Origin of the sequence: Vibrio splendidus, assembly GCF_001557875.1 — a bacterium.
GTDB lineage: Bacteria > Pseudomonadota > Gammaproteobacteria > Enterobacterales > Vibrionaceae > Vibrio > Vibrio splendidus_F.
The window spans coordinates 152,417-170,320 of sequence record NZ_LNRF01000007.1 but is presented as its reverse complement, the minus strand read 5'-3'; the positions used below and the strand labels follow the sequence as shown (position 1 = coordinate 170,320).

Below are 17,904 nucleotides of genomic sequence, written 5' to 3'. Positions count from 1 at the left end.
ACATCATGGCTGTCATATTCAATCGGTTGTTTGCGAGTTATACTTTGTGCTATTAGTCACTTTATAGCCAGTTTATGAAACAAGAATATGCACGTTTAGTTACGCTCGCCGCTTGGGCTGCCACCATCATTGCTACCATATTATTGGTTGTGAAGGTTGCAGCGTGGTGGGTGACAGGTTCAGTCAGTTTATTAGCTTCTGTTGTTGATTCGCTGTTGGATATCGCCGCTTCTGTCGTCAACCTCGTCGTCGTTCGCTACTCTCTGCAACCTGCTGATAAAGAACATACCTTTGGCCATGGTAAGGCAGAATCTCTTGCCGCATTAGCACAAGCTATGTTTATTTCCGGTTCCGCTTGTTTCCTTATTCTCAATGGTATCGAGCGTTTCTTCCGACCACATGAGCTGAACTCTCCAGAAATTGGTATCTATGTCAGCTTGTTCGCGATTGTAATGACCTTTGGTTTGGTTCGATTCCAAAAATACGTTGTGAGTAAAACGGGTAGCCAGGCGATAGCTGCCGATTCTCTTCATTATCAGTCTGACCTTTATATGAATGCGGCGATCATGCTGGCATTGGCACTTAGCTGGTTTGGCATCGGTCAAGCAGACTCAGTATTCGCTATTGGTATCGGTATCTACATTCTTTACAGCGCTTATCAAATGGCGATGGAAGCGATTCAATCTCTGCTTGATAGGAAGTTGCCTGATGAAGAGCTCAAGCGAATTAAAGAGACATCGTTGAGTGTTGAAGGGGTATTGGGTGTGCATCAACTAAGAACGCGCCGTTCAGGGCCTGTTCGGTTCATTCAATTACATTTAGAACTCGAAGATAATATCCCACTTATTGAAGCGCACCGCATTTCTGACGAAGTAGAAGACAAGCTTATCTCTGTTTTCCCTGATGCTGATGTATTAATTCATCAAGATCCATACTCGGTCGTATTTGGACCAGAGAAGCAGCAGAAATCCCACTCATGGTAAGCGAGCTAAAAAATGGGTAGCAAATGGTAAGTGAGTGGCTTTTGAACTAAAGTGAGTAAAAATTGCTAGTTCTTTGGTGAGACAAAATACAGCTGATAACAATTAATGTTGATTCTGATGTGAATCAACAAAGTTATTGAGTAAAACTGTAATACTCTTACAGAAGTAGAAATGTTACATAAATTTACGCGATTTAAGTGCTATTCCCTTTGAGGAAATGTAACATAAAGCACAAATATAGATTTAAAATCTTGTTGATATACAGTCAGCAAGCAAAAGAATTGAATAATAGATTCCCAAAAATCGAGGGTGAGCATGATTAAGAAGATCGGTGTTTTGACCAGTGGTGGTGACGCTCCAGGCATGAACGCAGCAGTTCGCGGCGTAGTTCGTACTGCACTATCAGTTGGCATTGAAGTTTACGGCATTTACGATGGCTACCAAGGCCTTGTTGAAGATCGTATCGAAAAGCTTGACCGTTCAAGCGTATCTGACGTAATCAACCGTGGTGGTACTTTCTTAGGTTCTGCACGTTTCCCTGAGTTCAAAGACGTTGCTGTTCGTGAGAAAGGCATCGAGAACCTTAAGAAGCACGGTATCGAAGCACTAGTTGTTATCGGTGGTGACGGCTCTTACATGGGTGCTAAGAAACTGACTGAAATGGGTTACCCATGTATCGGTCTTCCAGGCACTATCGATAATGATATCGCGGGTACTGACTACACAATCGGTTATCTAACAGCGCTTAACACTGTTATCGATTCAATTGACCGTCTACGTGACACGTCTTCTTCTCACCAACGTATTTCTATTGTTGAAATCATGGGCCGTCACTGTGGTGACCTTACGCTTATGTCAGCAATCGCGGGTGGTTGTGAGTACATCATTACTCCAGAGACTGGTCTAGATAAAGAACAGCTTATCAGCAACATCCAAGATGGCATTGCGAAAGGTAAGAAGCACGCAATCATCGCTCTAACTGAGCTAATGATGGATGCTAACGAACTGGCTAAAGAGATCGAATCTTCAACTGGTCGTGAAACTCGTGCAACGGTTCTTGGTCACATCCAACGTGGTGGTCGTCCTACTGCATTTGACCGTGTACTGGCTTCTCGCATGGGTAACTACGCTGTTCACCTTCTTCAAGAAGGTCACGGTGGTCGTTGTGTTGGTATCGAGAAAGAAGAACTTGTTCACCACGACATCATCGACTGTATCGAGAACATGCAGAACCCAGACCGTTCTGAGCTGTTCCGCGTTGCAGAAGAGTTGTTCTAAGCCACGCTTAGCGTTCGCTTAAAGAATTTAAAAACCGCTGATTCTTCAGCGGTTTTTTTGTGCCTGCCGTTTGAGGTTTCTGGAATGACAGGCAATAAAAAAGGCCAACCTAAGTTGACCTTTCATCTAATCTAAACGGTGAAGTTTAAATTAAGCTTTTGCTTCAGCTGCTGCTTTAGCGATAGCTGCGAAGCTTTTCGCGTCTAGAGCTGCGCCGCCAACTAGAGCACCGTCGATGTCTGGTTGTGCGAAGTAAGCTGCTGCGTTTTCTGGCTTAACAGACCCGCCGTATTGGATAACAACTTTCTTAGCAACTTCTTCAGATTTCTCTGCGATGTGTGCACGGATTTGAGCGTGGATGCGTTGTGCATCTTCAGCTGTAGCTGCTTTACCAGTACCGATAGCCCAGATTGGTTCGTAAGCGATGATAGCGCCTTCAAGAGCTTCAACACCTTGAGTGTTGATAACAGCGTCAAGTTGACGAGCACATACTGCAACCGTTTCGCCTGCTTCGTTTTGTGCTTCAGATTCACCGATACAAAGAACTGGAGTTAGGCCGTTCTCTTTTAGGAATGCGAATTTCTTAGCTACGAACTCATCTGATTCGTTGTGGTATTCACGACGCTCAGAGTGACCGATGATGATGTGAGATGCGCCGAACTCTTTAAGCATTGCTGGAGACATGTCGCCAGTGAATGCACCGCTGTTGTTTAGGTCAGAGTTTTGAGCACCTAGGATGATCGCGCTGCCCGCTTCAGTAAGCGTACGCTCAGCAAGATCAACGAAAAGTGCTGGTGGAGCAACTGCTACGTCTACGCCTGTTACGCCTTCAAGTTCAGCGTTAAGACCGTTTAGTAGATCAACAACCATTTCTTTGCTGCCGTTTAGTTTCCAGTTACCCATAACTACAGGATGACGCATAGGAATATCTCCAAAGTATTTAAATAAATCGAATGTAAAAAAGTAAACTTTATTACGAAATAATATAACAGATTAATATCAACAGATCATGACTGTGGTCATGACTTTCTTGGATCTTACTCAATGGTCAGAGTAGATTTTGAGCATATATCAGTGATCCGGCAGACAGAATAATAGCTAACTTCTCGGATTTTTCATCGTTAGTTGTTATTAAGGGACAAACGATTGCGTTAACAACAGGAAGTAACAATGCCGAATCTAGTTCTAGAGTACTCCAATTCAGTGGATGAGCGAGTAAATATCCAAGGCTTGCTGGAAGATCTCCACCAAGTCGCTCTCACATGTGGCTTGTTTGATGTGCCGTCAGTGAAGTCTCGTTCACTGCGTTGCCATAATTGGTTGGTCGGTGATGAGGAAGATAGTGTAGACTTTATTCATATCAGCTTTGAGTTACTTTCGGGACGAACGGAAGAGCAAAAGCGAGAATTGTCACGATCGTTAATGCAGATCCTGCAAGAACAAGCGAGTCATGTAAGAAGCTTAACGGTGAATATTCGTGATATGGATAAAAGTTGCTTTCAAAAAGTAATAAACTAACCATTGCTGCTGACTTTTAGCGGCGTATAAATTTGAGTATTTAAGATGTCGATGAAAGAATTACTGCTCTCTTTCAAGGGGAGAATTGGTCGTAAGACTTACTGGATTTGGAATATTTTCTACTACATAGCGATTACCGGTTTTGCTTCTGGTATCTCTGTATTGTTCCCTGCTTACTCTTATATCCTGCTACCAATCTTCCTATTGCTGCTAGTGATCCCAGATCTAGCGGTTACCGCTAAGCGCTGGCACGATCGCAATAAGTCGAATTACTGGTTATTGTTAAATGTGCCTCTGGTTCTGGGTCGCTTAGCTTCACCAATGGCTGCGACTACCACAGAGTCGGTATCGCCAGTTCATATGGCGGCAACCGTTGCGGCATTAGTGTGTGGTTTATGGATTCTTATTGAGTGTGGCTTGTTGAAAGGTACAGAAGGCCGCAACGACTACGGCGAAGACCCGTGTAAGTATTAACAAGGAATAGATAAGAAGGGAGCATCGCGCTCCCTTTTTTCTTTTTTATACTATTCTACTTTCAGTACATTTTGGGCTCTGTATCCGGCCTGAAGGGCACAACATTCTCAGGTAGAGATTCTTCGAATCTGCAACGGCCTTCGAGTGCCTCTTGGAATTTACATACCTGACAACGAAGTTCTTGCATGAGCACAACATTGGCATGGTGTGGGTTTTTACAACGGCTAACCACTAAGTCGATGTGACTTTGCTGAGCGCGTAGCCTGCCTTGCATGGCTTCAGAAGCCGAACAAATCATCTGCTCGCACATCTCGTGTTTGAATTGGTTGAATGCTTTAGGATCGCTTTTTGCGAGTTGGACCAGTTCATCAAAGGGTGGCAGTTTTTGAGCGGGTTGCGGATATGCCATGATTCCTTCCTTAGCATTAAGCATGTTTCATATGCTATAAGCTTAAGAAAGAAATCTGTACAAATTTTAATCTATCTGTGTTTTCTCAATATTGAGACAGCATCAATTGCCTGAAGTTAGGAGAAAAGTGAGGGCGTTAAGGTATAAGTGCAGCGTCGTTCGCCAGTAATGATGTGCTCTGTACGGCTCACGTGGCACTCATCTTTTAGTAACTCAGTAAACACGTTGAGCTCAGATTGGCACAGGCTAGGGCAGCGAGTTGCAGCCTTACAGATAGGGCAGTGGTTCTCAATCAAGATGTAGTGATCATCATGCTCTTGAAGCTCAGCCATGTAGCCTTCGTCTTCACGAAGCTGGGTAAGTTTTTTAAGCTTGCTGATGAGTGAATTACAGTCAGACAATGCAGTTTGATACTGCTTGAGTGTGTGTTGTTCACGCTCGGCAGCAACCTTAGCCAGCCCTTCTTTACCAAATAGATTCTCCACAGCATCAATCACTTGAATGGTGAGTTCACCATGTCGGTCTGAAAATTGGCTGTGACCTCGTTGCGTCAGAGACCAGTGGCGAGTCGGGCGCCCCACTTTTACTTTGACGTCATGAAACGCAAGAATACCGTCATCTTCCAGGCTTTGCAGGTGTTGCCTTGCACCCATTGTCGTCATGCCAAATTCTTCTGACAGCTGCTTCGCGGTTACCGCGCCTTGACGCTTAATGGTCTGTAAGATTTTGTCGCTTGTTTTCATACTATCCCTACCTCATCAACCTTACTATTATGAGGCAAGGTGTTTATAAAGCAAACTATTTACTATATAGATAGCGTTTTACTCTATTGGCAGCCATGGTCAGATTCTGGTGCGCTAATAAAACAAAAGGCTGATACTAGGTATCAGCCTTGGAATTTTCTGTTTCACCGAATTTAGGCTTACAGGATATGACCTACTACTTCTGGATCTTTACGCTCTAGGTAGTGGATAGATTTGATGCGGCGAATCGTACGGCAGCGGCCACGGATAAGCAGGGTTTCTGTTGTCGCGATATTGCCTTGACGAGAAATACCTTCTAGCAAGTCACCCTTAGTGATGCCCGTTGCTGAGAACACAACGTTGTCGCTGCGAGCCATGTCTTCCATCTTCAACACGATACCCGCCGTTACGCCCATTTCAGCACAACGCTCAAGCTCAAGTTCACCGTGCTTGCGGTTTTCTTCTGTGTCGCCTTTAACTTCATGACGAGGTAGAAGACGTCCGTGCATGTCGCCGTCGAGTGCGCGAATTACCGCAGCAGAAACCACACCTTCAGGTGCGCCGCCGATGCAGTACATGACGTCTACTTCGCTGTCTGGCATACAGGTTAGGATAGACGCTGCAACATCACCGTCTGGTACTGCGAATACACGGACGCCCATGGCTTGCATATCGGCAATTACTTGATCGTGACGAGGCTTCGCAAGTGTGGTTACGACTAAAGTATCGAGTGTTTTACCTAGTGCTTTAGCGATGTTTTCTAGGTTTTCTGTGAGTGGCAGTTCTAGGTCAATCACGCCTTTAGCGCCAGGGCCAACAACTAGCTTTTCCATATACATATCAGGCGCTTTAAGGAAGCTGCCTTTTTCGCCTGCCGCCAATACAGCCAATGCATTTGATTGGCCCATTGCTGTCATGCGTGTCCCTTCAATTGGGTCAACTGCGATGTCGACAGCGTCGCCGCCCACACCTACGTTTTCGCCGATGTACAGCATAGGTGCATCATCGATTTCACCTTCGCCGATAACAATCTCACCGCTAATTTCGGTTTTGTTTAATAGGCTACGCATTACTTCTACAGCAGCGCCATCTGCAGCGTTTTTATCGCCACGGCCAAGCCACTTGTAACCAGCTAGTGCTGCACCTTCTGTGACACGAGAGAATGACATTGCTAAATCGCGTTTCATGCGGACTCCAAAATTTTCAAAGGGGGAATAGAAATTTCGCGGCGAATTTTACCATATCCAAAAGGAAACGTTTGCCTTTTTGTTTTTTGGAGATTGCTCTCGATCAATTCGCAGTGGAAAACAGTTATTATTCATCAAAATAATCGGTTTGCCGTTGTGGCGGTAATCGTTCACGTCAATATTCGGTAAAAAGCGCTGTTTTTTTCATCGAATGGCGCAAAATATCGAATATATTGAGTGTTTATCCTTGCTCTGCTGAGTAGAATGGGGAAATAAGTGGAGTGAACCTTCACCATCAAACGGATAACTTAAAGGTAGGCCAGAATGTCTTTTGAAGTACTAGAGCAGCTAGAAGCAAAAATTCAAACAGCAGTAGATACAATTGCACTTCTTCAAATGGAAGTGGAAGAGCTTAAAGAAGAGAAACAAGCACTAGCAACAGAAGCTGGTGAGCTTAAAGCAAGCCGTCACGAGCTAGAGCAAAAAACTCAGCAAATGCAGGAAGAGCATTCAGCATGGCAAGATCGCATCCGTAACCTTCTTGGTAAAATGGATGAAGTAGAGTAATCGACTCTTCAGATTTAAAAAAACGCCCGCTACTCAGTAGCGGGCGTTTTTGTTTGTACTTAATCTTTGTTTTATTATTCAAAGCCGAGTGAATTACTCGACCTCTTCTTCTTCGACATCCAGATCGAGTTCTACATCTAGAGGTTCTGCAGAAAGAATGATGCCGGTGTTGTCGGCGTAGAGATAATCTTCTGGTAAGAAGGTCACGCTGCCAAAGTTCACAGGAACGTCTATTTCACCGACTCCTTCTTGGCTCGCTCCAACAGGGATAGAAGCCAAGGCTTGGATGCCTAGGTTCATGTCTTCAAGCTCATCGACTTCACGAACGCAGCCGTAAACCACAATTCCTTCCCACTCATTGTCTTCGGCAAGTAAGGCAATTTCAGCATCGATCAGCGCTTTGCGCAGTGATCCGCCACCATCGATTAACAGTACACGCCCTAGACCATCTTGTTCTAATACCGAGCGAATCAAAGCGTTGTCTTCAAAACACTTTAATGTCGTGATCTGTCCTGCGAAGGATGCACGTCCACCGAAGTTGCTGAACATTGGCTCCACGACATCAACTTGATCCAAATATATGTCGCACAGTGCTGAAGTGTTGTATTCCATTCGTATACCTTTTGAACAATGAGCTTACTTTGAGTATATCGGTGCTTGATCCCTTTGCAATGATTAGTCTCAATTAACTCAATAGAGTTTGAGCTACGACAACCCCTGCAAACAATAGGTTAGTGACCAATGAACATTTCACAATCACAGGCATCATTGGTGCGATCTGTGCTGGTTTTTCGGTTTCCCAAACAGCCTTACCATGCTTATAAACGATAATAATGCTCAGTAAAAACGGCAGACTGATCCAGGCTGGTTTTTCTTGAATAAGTAGGTAGATAGCGAAAGACGCGAGGGCGAGGCCAAGCAGTGCAAAATGATAGTGCTTTGCTTTGCGCTGTCCTAGGCGAACCGCCATGGTGCGCTTACCGCATTCGCTGTCGTTTTCGATATCACGCATGTTGTTGATATTGAGTACCGCCACCGCCATCAGTCCGCAGCCTAAAGCAGGCAAAAACAGGCTTGGTTCAACATGGCCAGTGTGCAAGAAGTAAGTCCCTGAAACACCTAACAAACCGAAGAAGATAAACACCGATAAGTCACCAAGGCCAATATAGCCATAAGGTTTATTACCGACGGTGTAAGCGATGGCTGCAACAATGGCTAATACGCCTAACGCAATGAAAGATAAGATACTTTCGAGAGAGCTCAGCGCATGAAAAATAAGAATCAGCCCGGCAATCACGGTAAACACGATGTTGAGGATGATCGCTTGCTTCATGGTTTTCGCTGTTACCGCGCCAGATTGCATGGCACGTGTAGGCCCCAGACGGTTTTCGTTGTCTGTGCCTTTTACTGCGTCGCCATAGTCATTGGCGAGGTTTGATAGAATCTGTAATAGGGTGGCGGTTAAAAAAGCCAGTAATGCTATTGATAAAGAAAACTGACCACCGGCGAACGCTAAACTACTTCCTGTAAGAATAGAGACAAGTGCGAGAGGCAGAGTTTTTGGTCGTGCGGCATCAAGCCAAATCAGTAGAGATTGTTTCATCGTAGGTCTAATTCTTTGTAAGTCTTCGTTTCATACTGTGATTTGAGTATACGCCCATTTTTCGGGTAATAAAAAGCCCACTCGAAAGTGGGCCTTGAATTCGCTTATTAGCTGCTATTTCTTTGAGATAGAGCAATAAGTTGGAGTTTGGTGTGCTACAGGATGAAGCGGCTTAGGTCTTCGTCTTCAACGAATTCGCCAAGTTTCGATGTTACGTAAGCTTCATCAATCACTAGCTTGCTGCCAGCTTTGTCTGTTGCTTCGAATGAAATCTCATCCATTAGACGCTCCATTACCGTGTGTAGACGACGCGCACCGATGTTTTCAGTGGTTTCGTTTACGCGCCATGCTGCGTCCGCAATCTGGTTGATGCCATCTTCAGTGAACTCAATGCTGACATCTTCTGTTTTCATCAGGGCAATGTATTGCTCTGTTAGAGAGGCTTTTGGTTCTGTCAGGATGCGTTTGAAGTCATGTGCTGAAAGCGCTTCAAGTTCTACGCGGATTGGTAGACGACCTTGTAGTTCAGGGATCAGGTCAGATGGCTTAGCCACTTGGAATGCGCCTGATGTGATGAACAGGATGTGGTCCGTTTTCACCATGCCGTGCTTGGTTGATACTGTGCTGCCCTCGATAAGAGGCAGTAGGTCACGTTGCACACCTTCGCGAGATACGTCTGGGCCTGAGCTGTCGCCACGCTTACAGATTTTGTCGATCTCATCGATGAATACGATACCGTTGTTTTCAGCGTTGAAGATAGCGTTCTCTTTTAGCTCTTCTTGGTTCACAAGCTTCGAAGCTTCTTCTTCTGTCAGTGCTTTGAATGCGTCTTTGATTTTCATCTTACGCTTTTTCTTGGTGTCGCCAGCTAGGTTTTGGAACATACCTTGTAGCTGGTTTGTCATCTCTTCCATGCCTGGAGGTGACATGATTTCAACGCCCATTTGCGGTGCGGCTACATCGACTTCGATCTCTTTGTCGTCCAGTTTACCTTCACGCAGTTTCTTACGGAAAATCTGGCGAGTGTTTGAAGAGGTGGTGTCTTCAGTTGATTGTTCGTTCTGACCCCACGCATCACGTGCTGGTGGCAGTAGGGCATCAAGAATGCGTTCTTCAGCTTGTTCTTCAGCACGGTACTGTACTTTTTCCATCGCTTGTTGGTGCGTCATCTTGATGGCAACGTCCGTTAGATCACGGATGATGGTCTCAACTTCTTTACCAACATAGCCAACTTCGGTGAACTTAGTCGCTTCTACCTTGATGAAAGGCGCGTTTGCTAGTTTCGCTAGACGGCGAGCAATTTCAGTTTTACCGACACCCGTCGGGCCAATCATTAGGATGTTCTTTGGTGATACTTCAACACGCAGGCTTTCTTCAAGCTGCATACGACGCCAGCGGTTACGCAGAGCGATAGCCACTGAACGCTTAGCGTTGTCTTGGCCGATAATGTGGCGATTGAGTTCGTGAACAATTTCGCGAGGAGTCATCTCAGACATGGTTTTTCCTTAATTCTTTAATCACTGTTGAATACAACGTTATTGATGGAAGCGGTCGTTACTCTGGCTTTGGCAGCTCAACGGTGCTTTCTAGTTCTTCAATAGTGTGGTGATGGTTGGTGAAGACACAGATGTCGCCTGCAATGTTCAGCGACTTTTCTGCGATTTCACGCGCATCTAAATCAGTATTTTCTAATAGTGCAGTAGCGGCAGCTTGAGCGAAGTTACCGCCCGAACCGATCGCAATCAGGTCGTTCTCAGGTTGAACTACGTCACCGTTACCTGTGATGATTAGTGAAGCGGTCTCATCCGCGACTGCTAACAGTGCTTCTAACTTACGTAGAGCACGGTCGCTACGCCAATCCTTCGCTAGCTCAACGGCAGCTTTGGTCAGGTGGCCTTGGTGCATTTGCAGCTTGCTTTCAAATTTTTCGAATAGCGTGAAAGCATCAGCGGTACCGCCAGCAAAACCTGCCAGTACTTTGTTGTTGTATAGGCGACGTACTTTACGGGCATTGCCCTTCATTACAGTATTGCCTAGAGATACTTGTCCATCACCCGCGATGACGACTTTATTATTACGACGTACAGATACAATGGTAGTCACGAGTAGGGCCTCTTAATATTTCTTATCTTTGGGTATAAAAAGTATATGAGGATGGTGCTCGGATAATTCAAGGAAGGGTGAGTGATGTCGTGCAAACTTATCGGCGGAAGTTGTAACGAAATTTGGTTAAAGGGGAGGGGGATAAAAGAAAACCTCCACAGTGGGAGGTTTTCGGTGTTTGTTTTTCGGCTTTTACTAAGGCTGAGATTACCGTTGAATCTAAATTACTCGGTGTCTTTCCAAATAGCACAAGGTTCGATTTTCGCTCGTTGCAGCTTATGGCGATCGCGTTCTGCGTCACGCTTCAACTTGTAGGGTCCTAGAACCACACGGTACCAGCTACTACCATCTTTCTTGCGGATCTCACTCGAGATACCTTGGAAGGCAATATCCAACTTACGTGCTTCTGCCTGCGACGAGGTTTTGTAAGCGCCACACTGCATGATGTAAGGGATCTTAGAGATCTGTTGTTCTTTGGCTTTTACTTCAATTTCGCGGCTTGGCAGCGTTTCAACGTAGTCCCACTTCTCTTCAGGAGGCGGTGGAATCACTTTCGCTGGTTTTGGCTTAGGTTTTGGTGTGGTTACCACAGGAGCAGGTGCTGGCGGCTCAGGATCATTACTCAATAGGTAAAGTCCGTAACCAAAACCACCGGCAAGGAGGATCGCCAAAAGACCACTGCGCCAAGGTTTACGGCGAGGGGCTTGTTTCTTGGTCGGTTTTTTCGTACCACGACCGCGCTTTACATAATCTCTATTAGCCACAAGACAATTCAATAGTTGCTGATTCTGCCCTCATGGTAATCCAGATTGCGCGAGGATAATAGTGCTGAAATGGAAGCGGCACATCAAAATGTGCCGCAGATTTGTAAGGGTATTTTTGAGGGTTACATTCGAGGTGGTGCTGTACTGCCTCGAACCACTAATTTAGCTTCAAGTAGACGCGAACCTGCTTGCACATCGTTGCCTTTCAGTAGATCAAGCATCATCAACATCGCTTGGCGTCCAATCTCATAACGAGGTTGAGAGATGGTGGTGAGCGGTGGATCGCAGTATTGAGCAAATTGGATATCATCGAAGCCGACAATCGATAGGTCTTGAGGAACGCGTAAGCCCAGCTTCTTCGCTTCTTGAATAGCGCCAATGGCCATCGCATCGTTGTGACAGAAGATAGCGGTTGGTTGCTCAGGTAGTGCTAGCAATTGACGAACTGCTTGAGCACCCGCTTCAAAGGTAAAATCACCGACCGTACTGTAGGCTGGATTCATTGAGACTCCAGCACGGCGTAGCGCTTGTTGGTAGCCTTGTTGACGGAACTTACAAAGTGTTGCTGATACTGGGCCTGAGATTTGAGCAATACGTTTATGACCTAACTGAGCTAGGTAGTTAACCGCTTCAAATGCCGAGGTCAGGTTGTCGATATGTACGGTAGGAAGTTCAAGTTCAGGGGCAAACTCACACGCCATCACCATCGGCGGTAAGTTTTTTTGTTCAGGTTTGCTGACATCAAACGGATGGTCAGTGCCAAGCAACAGCATGCCGTCAGCTTGTTTGGTGAAAACTAAGTTAACAAACGAAGATTCACGCTTCTTTTGTTGGCCACTGTCACCCAGTAGAACAAGGTAGTCATTTTCTACTGCGGCATCTTCAATACCACGAATGATCTCGGCGAAATAAGGGTCACAGATATCAGGAACAATAGTGATGATGGTTTTTGATTCGTTGCGACGTAAGTTTCTAGCTAATGTATTGGGTGAGTATCCAGCTTCAAGCACTGCTGTTTCCACTCGTTTACGAGTTGAAACTGAGACTTTCTCAGGGTTCATCAATGCACGTGATACTGTGGCTGTTGAGACGCCTGCTAGCTGGGCAACATCCTTCATTGTCGCCATAAATTAAACCCTCTTTTAAGTTCCTTTGCTGCCTAAGTATCTAAGGCATGAATAATAAATGTAATCGAATAGATATTATGAAAGTGTTGCTAACACTTTTTTTATTGCAATATTTTATTCGTTTAGTCCGTGTAAAGTTACGGCTAGATTAACAAAAATCACATGACTAGTGTGAAGTTGCTCACGAGAAATATGAAATATTTGTGAACAAACTTATCATTAGTTTTAACCCAAGTGGGTTTAGCTCAAATCTTGCGGCTCAATATCGAGTGACCAACGGACTTTTTTCGCAGCAGGTAACATATTGATTGCCGGCTTAGCACTCATTAATAACTTCTGCATTAACGAACGAGTTTGAGTTTGTAGAATCAATTGCCAGCGCGACTTACCTGCTCGTTTTGCTAATGGGGCTGGGGTTGGCCCTAACACCATGCAATATTGATCAAACAGCGGATGCGATTCCAATGTGTGACGAACTTGACGTAAGAACTCTTCCACCAAGCGCGTGTCGTTCGCTTCTGCTCTAAACAGCGTCATAAAGGTATAAGGCGGTAACATTGCCTGCTTACGTTCTGCCAGTGCCGTCTGAGCAAAGTGGTTGTAGTCTTTGTGCAGCAGGGCTTGCAGCAACCCATGTTCTGGGTGGTGAGTCTGTAAGATCACCTCACCGGGCTTGCTAGCACGGCCAGCGCGTCCCGCTACTTGGATGAATAACTGGGCAAGACGTTCAGACGCTCGGAAGTCACTGCTGTATAAAGAGCCATCGACATCTAATAACGCCACAAGTGTCACATCAGGGAAATGGTGACCCTTAGCGAGCATCTGTGTACCGATAAGAATTTGGTATTCACCCTTACGAATCGACTCGAGTGCGCTTTCTAAGCTGCCTTTACGGCGGGTGCTGTCGCGGTCAATACGAATGGTTTTGTATTTAGGGAATAGTTGGCCAAGCTGAGCTTCTAACTGCTCGGTGCCGACACCCACAGTCACTAAGTTCGCAGACCCACAACCTTGGCAATTGTGCACGATATGCTGCTGAGAACCACAGTGGTGGCAGCGCATCTCATTACTGTATTGGTGATAGGTATAGTAAGCATCACAACGTTTACACTCGGCAGTCCAACCACAATCGTGACACATCAATGCGGGAGAAAACCCGCGGCGATTGAGGAACAGCATCACTTGGTTGCCTGCTTTGAGGTGTCTTTGCATCTCTGCAATTAACGACGCAGACAAGCCACTTTCTAGATATTCACCTTTAACATCCAATACCTTATTGGTGGTCGGCAGTGCGACACCCGCACGTGAAGTAAGGGTGAGATAACTGTATTTGCCGATCTGAGCGTTGTGCAGTGTTTCAAAGGCCGGAGTCGCCGAGCCTAACACTACTGGAATCTGCGCTTTATGAGCACGCATGATCGCCACATCACGAGCGTGGTAGCGCAGGCTGTCTTGCTGTTTATAAGAAGCATCGTGTTCTTCGTCGACAATGATAATGCCTAGGTCAGCAAACGGCGTGAACAGAGCTGAACGGGTACCAATCACGATGCCCGCTATTTTATCGCGTGCCGATAACCAAGCATTCAGTCGCTCAGAATCGTTTAAACCTGAGTGGATAACCTCAACAGGCACATTAAAGCGTCGCTTAAAGCGGTTAATCGTTTGAGGGGTGAGACCAATCTCAGGCACGAGTACTAACGCTTGTTTACCTTGATCGAGAATCGGCTTAATCATATTCAGGTAAACCTCGGTCTTACCTGAGCCAGTGACGCCTTCTAACAGGAAACAACCAAAGTCGGTTTGGCTATTAACGGTCGCAATCGCGATGGCCTGTTCAGCATTGAGCTTAGGTTTGTCTTGGTCGTTTTCAAGATCAACTGGCCACGGCTGACGCTTCGGCTTTTTCTCTACCGATTCAATCCAGCCTTTCTCTTCTAGTGTCTTGAGTACGGCGCTGCCAACTTCTTCATCAATGAACTCTTGATGGGGAACGGGGCCGTGCTCAAGCATGTGCATCACTTTGGCTTGTTTGACTGCGCGACCAAAACCTTGCATCAGTTGGTCTTTGCCTGATGGCGTTAACTGCCACTCAACCAGCGTTGCGAAGTCGGCGGCTTTGCCTTTTCTTAGAGCGCTCGGAAGGGCGTTAGCAAAGGTTTCGCCAAGAGGGTACTGATAAAATTGACTGCACCACATTAACAGTGAATAGACAGATTCCGGCCAAACAGGCTGATTGTCTAATAGGGCTTTAATGGGTTTGAGCTTGTCTAGCTCGAATTCAGATTCGTTAACTAGAGCCGTTACAATACCGGTTAAGGTTTGTCGTCCAAAAGGCACAGAGACTCGTCCACCAATAATCGGAAATAGGTGGCTAGGAATCTTGTAATCGAACTGCTTGTCGAGTGGAACAGGCAGTGCCACGCGGGCAATCATTGGACGCATAAAGGGACGGCTTTATCTGAGTTGACGAGAGCGAACAGTCTAAAGGATAAGGCGGTTAAATTCGAGAAGCAGTTTGGATGAAGGCAGCGAGTTAACGTATACAGACAACGACAGCTCGAAATCTCAGGCCGATAAAGGAAATAAAGAGAGAATTGGTGAAAAATGTATCAAATCAGTTGATCCTGCCTTATAGATTCATTACTATACTGCGCCTTAAAGGTATGGCTTCATCACTCTTTTGTGTCGATGCGGTGTCTTTATTTCTTTTTTAAACTACGTGTGGTGTGCGGCTTAGAATCGTATAGCGACACGGCCTACTTGAGGTTATCCCATGAAAGCTGGAATCCACCCAGAATACAAAGCAGTTACTGCAACTTGTTCTTGCGGCAACACATTTGAGTTCAACTCAACTCTTGCAAAAGAATCTATCCACCTAGACGTATGTGACAAATGTCACCCGTTCTACACTGGTAAGCAACGTATCGTAGATACTGGCGGCCGTGTTGATCGCTTCAACAAGCGTTTCGGTGCTCTTTCTAGCAAGAAGTAATTCTCGCTATTTAGACATGAAAAAGGACACTTCGGTGTCCTTTTTTGTTGCCTGTAATTTGAGAAAGCACTGACTTTCATTCAAGCTTCAATCCCGCCTAACGATAAGGTGCCTGCCTTTTTATTGCAGGGCAATTCCTTGCGTATCTCTCTTCACCAAAATTCAGCTCGAAAGTTCAACAAGCGACAGTAATTTCAACTGCTCACTGGTCTTATTAGTAGTGAAATCTCGTTTTTTAATGAGACAGAGGCTTCAACCACCTAGGAACTTTGAAGTACATCCATTAACATGAACAAGATCCCCCAAATAATAATATCCTAGGAACCTACACCTATGTCTGAAGACAGCAGCCAAGCTCAATCCTCTCAAGAATTATCGCCTCAAGAACAATTCCGTCAGCAAGCTCTTGATTATCATGAGTTCCCGATTCCAGGCAAAATTGCCGTAGAACTGACGAAGCCTGCAAACTCTGCAGAAGACCTAGCACTTGCATACAGCCCAGGCGTGGCTGAGCCTGTTCGCGAGATCGCACAGAACGTTGATAACGTTTATAAGTACACAGGTAAAGGCAACATGGTTGCTGTTATCTCTAACGGTACAGCGATTCTTGGCCTAGGTAACCTTGGCCCTATTGCTTCTAAACCTGTTATGGAAGGTAAAGCGCTCCTGTTTAAGCGTTTTGCTGGTTTAGATTCTATCGATATTGAAGTAAAACACCGCACAATCGATGAGTTCGTTGATACGGTTGCGAATATCGCAGATACATTCGGCGGTATTAACCTGGAAGACATCAAAGCACCAGACTGTTTTGAGATTGAACGTCGCTTGATTGAACGTTGTGATGTTCCGGTATTCCACGATGACCAACACGGTACAGCGATTGTAACGGCAGCGGGTATGCTGAACGCGATCGAGCTTCAAGGAAAGAAACTTGAAGAGTGTAAGATCGTTTGTTTAGGTGCTGGCGCAGCAGCGGTTGCTTGTATGGAACTACTGATTAAGTGTGGCGCTCAGCGTGAAAAAATCTACATGCTTGACCGTAAAGGTGTGATCCACACTCGTCGTGATGATCTGAACGAATACAAAGAGCTGTTCGCAAACAACACTGATAAGCGCACTCTTGAAGATGTTATCGAAGGCGCTGACCTGTTCTTGGGTGTATCGGGTCCTAACCTACTGCCTGCTGAAGCACTAACGCTGATGGCTGATAAGCCTGTTGTGTTTGCATGTTCAAACCCAGATCCAGAGATCAAGCCTGAGCTTGCACACGAAGTTCGCTCTGACCTAATCATGGGTACAGGCCGCAGTGATTACCCTAACCAAGTAAACAACGTACTTTGTTTCCCATTCATTTTCCGTGGTGCATTAGATGTGCGTGCAAGCGAAATCAATGACGAAATGAAGCTAGCGGCGGTTAAAGCGATTCGTGAACTGGCGAAAGAAGCAGTTCCGGCTGAAGTACTGGCAGCGGCGGGTGAGACCGCACTGGAATTTGGTAAAGGCTACATCATTCCTAAGCCAATGGACCCACGTCTACTTCCTCGCGTAGCACGAGCAGTTGCGGAAGCGGCTGTTGAATCTGGCGTAGCTCGTATCGAGATGCCTGCTAACTACATGGCGTAGTAGCTGCTGCTCTATTGAGAGAAAAGAATAATAAAAAACCGACTCATCTGGAGTCGGTTTTTTTATGTCTATCATTCGCAGCGTAGTCATAAAAACGCAATGCATAATGTGATAGATAGGGTCAGCTATAGCGAATCAATAATGAAGGCAGTGACTGAGTTGTTTTTATTCTTCGTCAAACGCTTCGAACTCGATACCCATTTCTGTCATCAGTTTTTTAACTTCAGCAGGGATATCGTCAGGACGATCTTTACGAAGGTCTTCATCCGTTGGTAGTGGTTGGCCTGTGTACGCATGTAGAAAGGCTTCGCACAGTAGCTCACTGTTTGTTGCATGGCGTAGGTTATTAATCTGGCGGCGAGTACGCTCGTCAGTTAGAACCTTTAACACTTTTAGAGGGATAGAAACTGTAATTTTCTTTACTTGTTCGCTTTTCTTTCCATGCTCAGCATATGGGCTTATGTATTCACCATTCCAGTCGGCCATTGCGTACCTTCATCACTTTAGTTGTTAGAATAAATTAATAGTGGTGA

The 17,904-nt window shown here is 45.6% G+C and carries 19 protein-coding genes; 7 read left to right on the top strand and 12 right to left on the bottom strand.

Translation table 11 applies throughout. The annotated features are described in order from the left end of the window. Nucleotides 1-74 precede the first annotated feature (74 nt). Both fieF and pfkA read left to right on the top strand, forming a co-directional pair. The gene (gene fieF, locus ATB74_RS16670) at nt 75-983 is read left to right on the top strand and encodes a CDF family cation-efflux transporter FieF (protein WP_060983410.1); all 909 of its coding nucleotides are present in this window, start codon (nt 75-77) and stop codon (nt 981-983) included. A 315-nt stretch (nt 984-1,298) separates the two neighbouring features. Next, on the top strand, nt 1,299-2,261 hold the full coding sequence (gene pfkA / locus ATB74_RS16665) for a 6-phosphofructokinase (RefSeq protein ID WP_017061160.1): 963 nt from the start codon (nt 1,299-1,301) through the stop codon (nt 2,259-2,261). Nucleotides 2,262-2,411: 150 nt separating this feature from the next. Here pfkA and tpiA read toward each other — a convergent pair whose 3' ends face one another. Beyond that, nucleotides 2,412-3,182, bottom strand: a complete 771-nt coding sequence (gene tpiA, locus ATB74_RS16660) for a triose-phosphate isomerase (RefSeq protein WP_017061158.1) — start codon at nt 3,180-3,182, stop codon at nt 2,412-2,414. A 249-nt stretch (nt 3,183-3,431) separates the two neighbouring features. Here tpiA and ATB74_RS16655 point away from each other — a divergent pair, with 249 nt between their 5' ends. Both ATB74_RS16655 and ATB74_RS16650 read left to right on the top strand, forming a co-directional pair. Then, complete coding sequence (locus tag ATB74_RS16655; protein ID WP_017061157.1) at nt 3,432-3,779, top strand: 5-carboxymethyl-2-hydroxymuconate Delta-isomerase; 348 nt, start codon at nt 3,432-3,434, stop codon at nt 3,777-3,779. 45 nt (nt 3,780-3,824) lie between these two features. Then, nucleotides 3,825-4,253 (top strand): DUF805 domain-containing protein, encoded by a 429-nt coding sequence (locus ATB74_RS16650; protein WP_060983409.1) that lies wholly within the window; start codon nt 3,825-3,827, stop codon nt 4,251-4,253. A gap of 61 nt (nt 4,254-4,314) precedes the next feature. Here ATB74_RS16650 and ATB74_RS16645 read toward each other — a convergent pair whose 3' ends face one another. The 3 genes from ATB74_RS16645 to glpX all read right to left on the bottom strand — a co-directional run bounded on the left by ATB74_RS16645 (nt 4,315) and on the right by glpX (nt 6,592). Next, a complete protein-coding gene (locus ATB74_RS16645) occupies nt 4,315-4,662 on the bottom strand; it encodes a DUF3135 domain-containing protein (RefSeq protein ID WP_060983408.1) in 348 nt (115 codons plus the stop codon). A gap of 116 nt (nt 4,663-4,778) precedes the next feature. Then, nucleotides 4,779-5,405 (bottom strand): helix-turn-helix transcriptional regulator, encoded by a 627-nt coding sequence (locus ATB74_RS16640; protein WP_060983407.1) that lies wholly within the window; start codon nt 5,403-5,405, stop codon nt 4,779-4,781. A gap of 179 nt (nt 5,406-5,584) precedes the next feature. Further along, nucleotides 5,585-6,592 carry a class II fructose-bisphosphatase gene (glpX, locus tag ATB74_RS16635; protein ID WP_017061153.1) on the bottom strand — a complete coding sequence of 336 codons (1,008 nt, stop codon included), beginning with the start codon at nt 6,590-6,592 and terminating at the stop codon, nt 5,585-5,587. A gap of 324 nt (nt 6,593-6,916) precedes the next feature. Between glpX and zapB the strand changes: the two genes are divergently transcribed. Then, nucleotides 6,917-7,159 (top strand): cell division protein ZapB, encoded by a 243-nt coding sequence (gene zapB, locus ATB74_RS16630; RefSeq protein ID WP_008219652.1) that lies wholly within the window; start codon nt 6,917-6,919, stop codon nt 7,157-7,159. Between the two features lie 93 nt (nt 7,160-7,252). On the opposite strand, the gene rraA is transcribed toward zapB, so the two are convergent. From rraA to priA, 7 genes are all read right to left on the bottom strand, one after another. Further along, entirely contained in the window at nt 7,253-7,771 is a 519-nt protein-coding gene (gene rraA, locus ATB74_RS16625; protein ID WP_060983406.1) for a ribonuclease E activity regulator RraA, read from the bottom strand. 73 nt (nt 7,772-7,844) lie between these two features. Next, a complete protein-coding gene (locus tag ATB74_RS16620; protein WP_060983405.1) occupies nt 7,845-8,762 on the bottom strand; it encodes a 1,4-dihydroxy-2-naphthoate polyprenyltransferase in 918 nt (305 codons plus the stop codon). Nucleotides 8,763-8,917: 155 nt separating this feature from the next. Continuing rightward, nucleotides 8,918-10,258 carry an HslU--HslV peptidase ATPase subunit gene (gene hslU / locus ATB74_RS16615; RefSeq protein ID WP_048605412.1) on the bottom strand — a complete coding sequence of 447 codons (1,341 nt, stop codon included), beginning with the start codon at nt 10,256-10,258 and terminating at the stop codon, nt 8,918-8,920. Nucleotides 10,259-10,316: 58 nt separating this feature from the next. Continuing rightward, the gene (hslV, locus tag ATB74_RS16610; protein ID WP_004729692.1) at nt 10,317-10,865 is read right to left on the bottom strand and encodes an ATP-dependent protease subunit HslV; all 549 of its coding nucleotides are present in this window, start codon (nt 10,863-10,865) and stop codon (nt 10,317-10,319) included. A gap of 224 nt (nt 10,866-11,089) precedes the next feature. Next, nucleotides 11,090-11,629: an SPOR domain-containing protein gene (locus ATB74_RS16605; RefSeq protein WP_061019189.1), complete on the bottom strand. Its 540-nt coding sequence runs from the start codon at nt 11,627-11,629 to the stop codon at nt 11,090-11,092. Nucleotides 11,630-11,751: 122 nt separating this feature from the next. Continuing rightward, complete coding sequence (cytR, locus tag ATB74_RS16600) at nt 11,752-12,756, bottom strand: DNA-binding transcriptional regulator CytR (RefSeq protein ID WP_017103629.1); 1,005 nt, start codon at nt 12,754-12,756, stop codon at nt 11,752-11,754. A gap of 240 nt (nt 12,757-12,996) precedes the next feature. After that, nucleotides 12,997-15,198: a primosomal protein N' gene (priA, locus tag ATB74_RS16595; protein ID WP_061019188.1), complete on the bottom strand. Its 2,202-nt coding sequence runs from the start codon at nt 15,196-15,198 to the stop codon at nt 12,997-12,999. 331 nt (nt 15,199-15,529) lie between these two features. Here priA and rpmE point away from each other — a divergent pair, with 331 nt between their 5' ends. Together rpmE and ATB74_RS16585 are read left to right on the top strand one after the other, a co-directional pair. Continuing rightward, entirely contained in the window at nt 15,530-15,748 is a 219-nt protein-coding gene (gene rpmE, locus ATB74_RS16590; RefSeq protein ID WP_004737142.1) for a 50S ribosomal protein L31, read from the top strand. A 333-nt stretch (nt 15,749-16,081) separates the two neighbouring features. Then, complete coding sequence (locus ATB74_RS16585; protein ID WP_019821524.1) at nt 16,082-17,371, top strand: malic enzyme-like NAD(P)-binding protein; 1,290 nt, start codon at nt 16,082-16,084, stop codon at nt 17,369-17,371. 165 nt (nt 17,372-17,536) lie between these two features. Here the strand turns inward: ATB74_RS16585 and metJ are convergent, their stop codons facing one another. Continuing rightward, nucleotides 17,537-17,857: a met regulon transcriptional regulator MetJ gene (gene metJ / locus ATB74_RS16580; RefSeq protein ID WP_004415993.1), complete on the bottom strand. Its 321-nt coding sequence runs from the start codon at nt 17,855-17,857 to the stop codon at nt 17,537-17,539. Nucleotides 17,858-17,904: the final 47 nt, after the last annotated feature.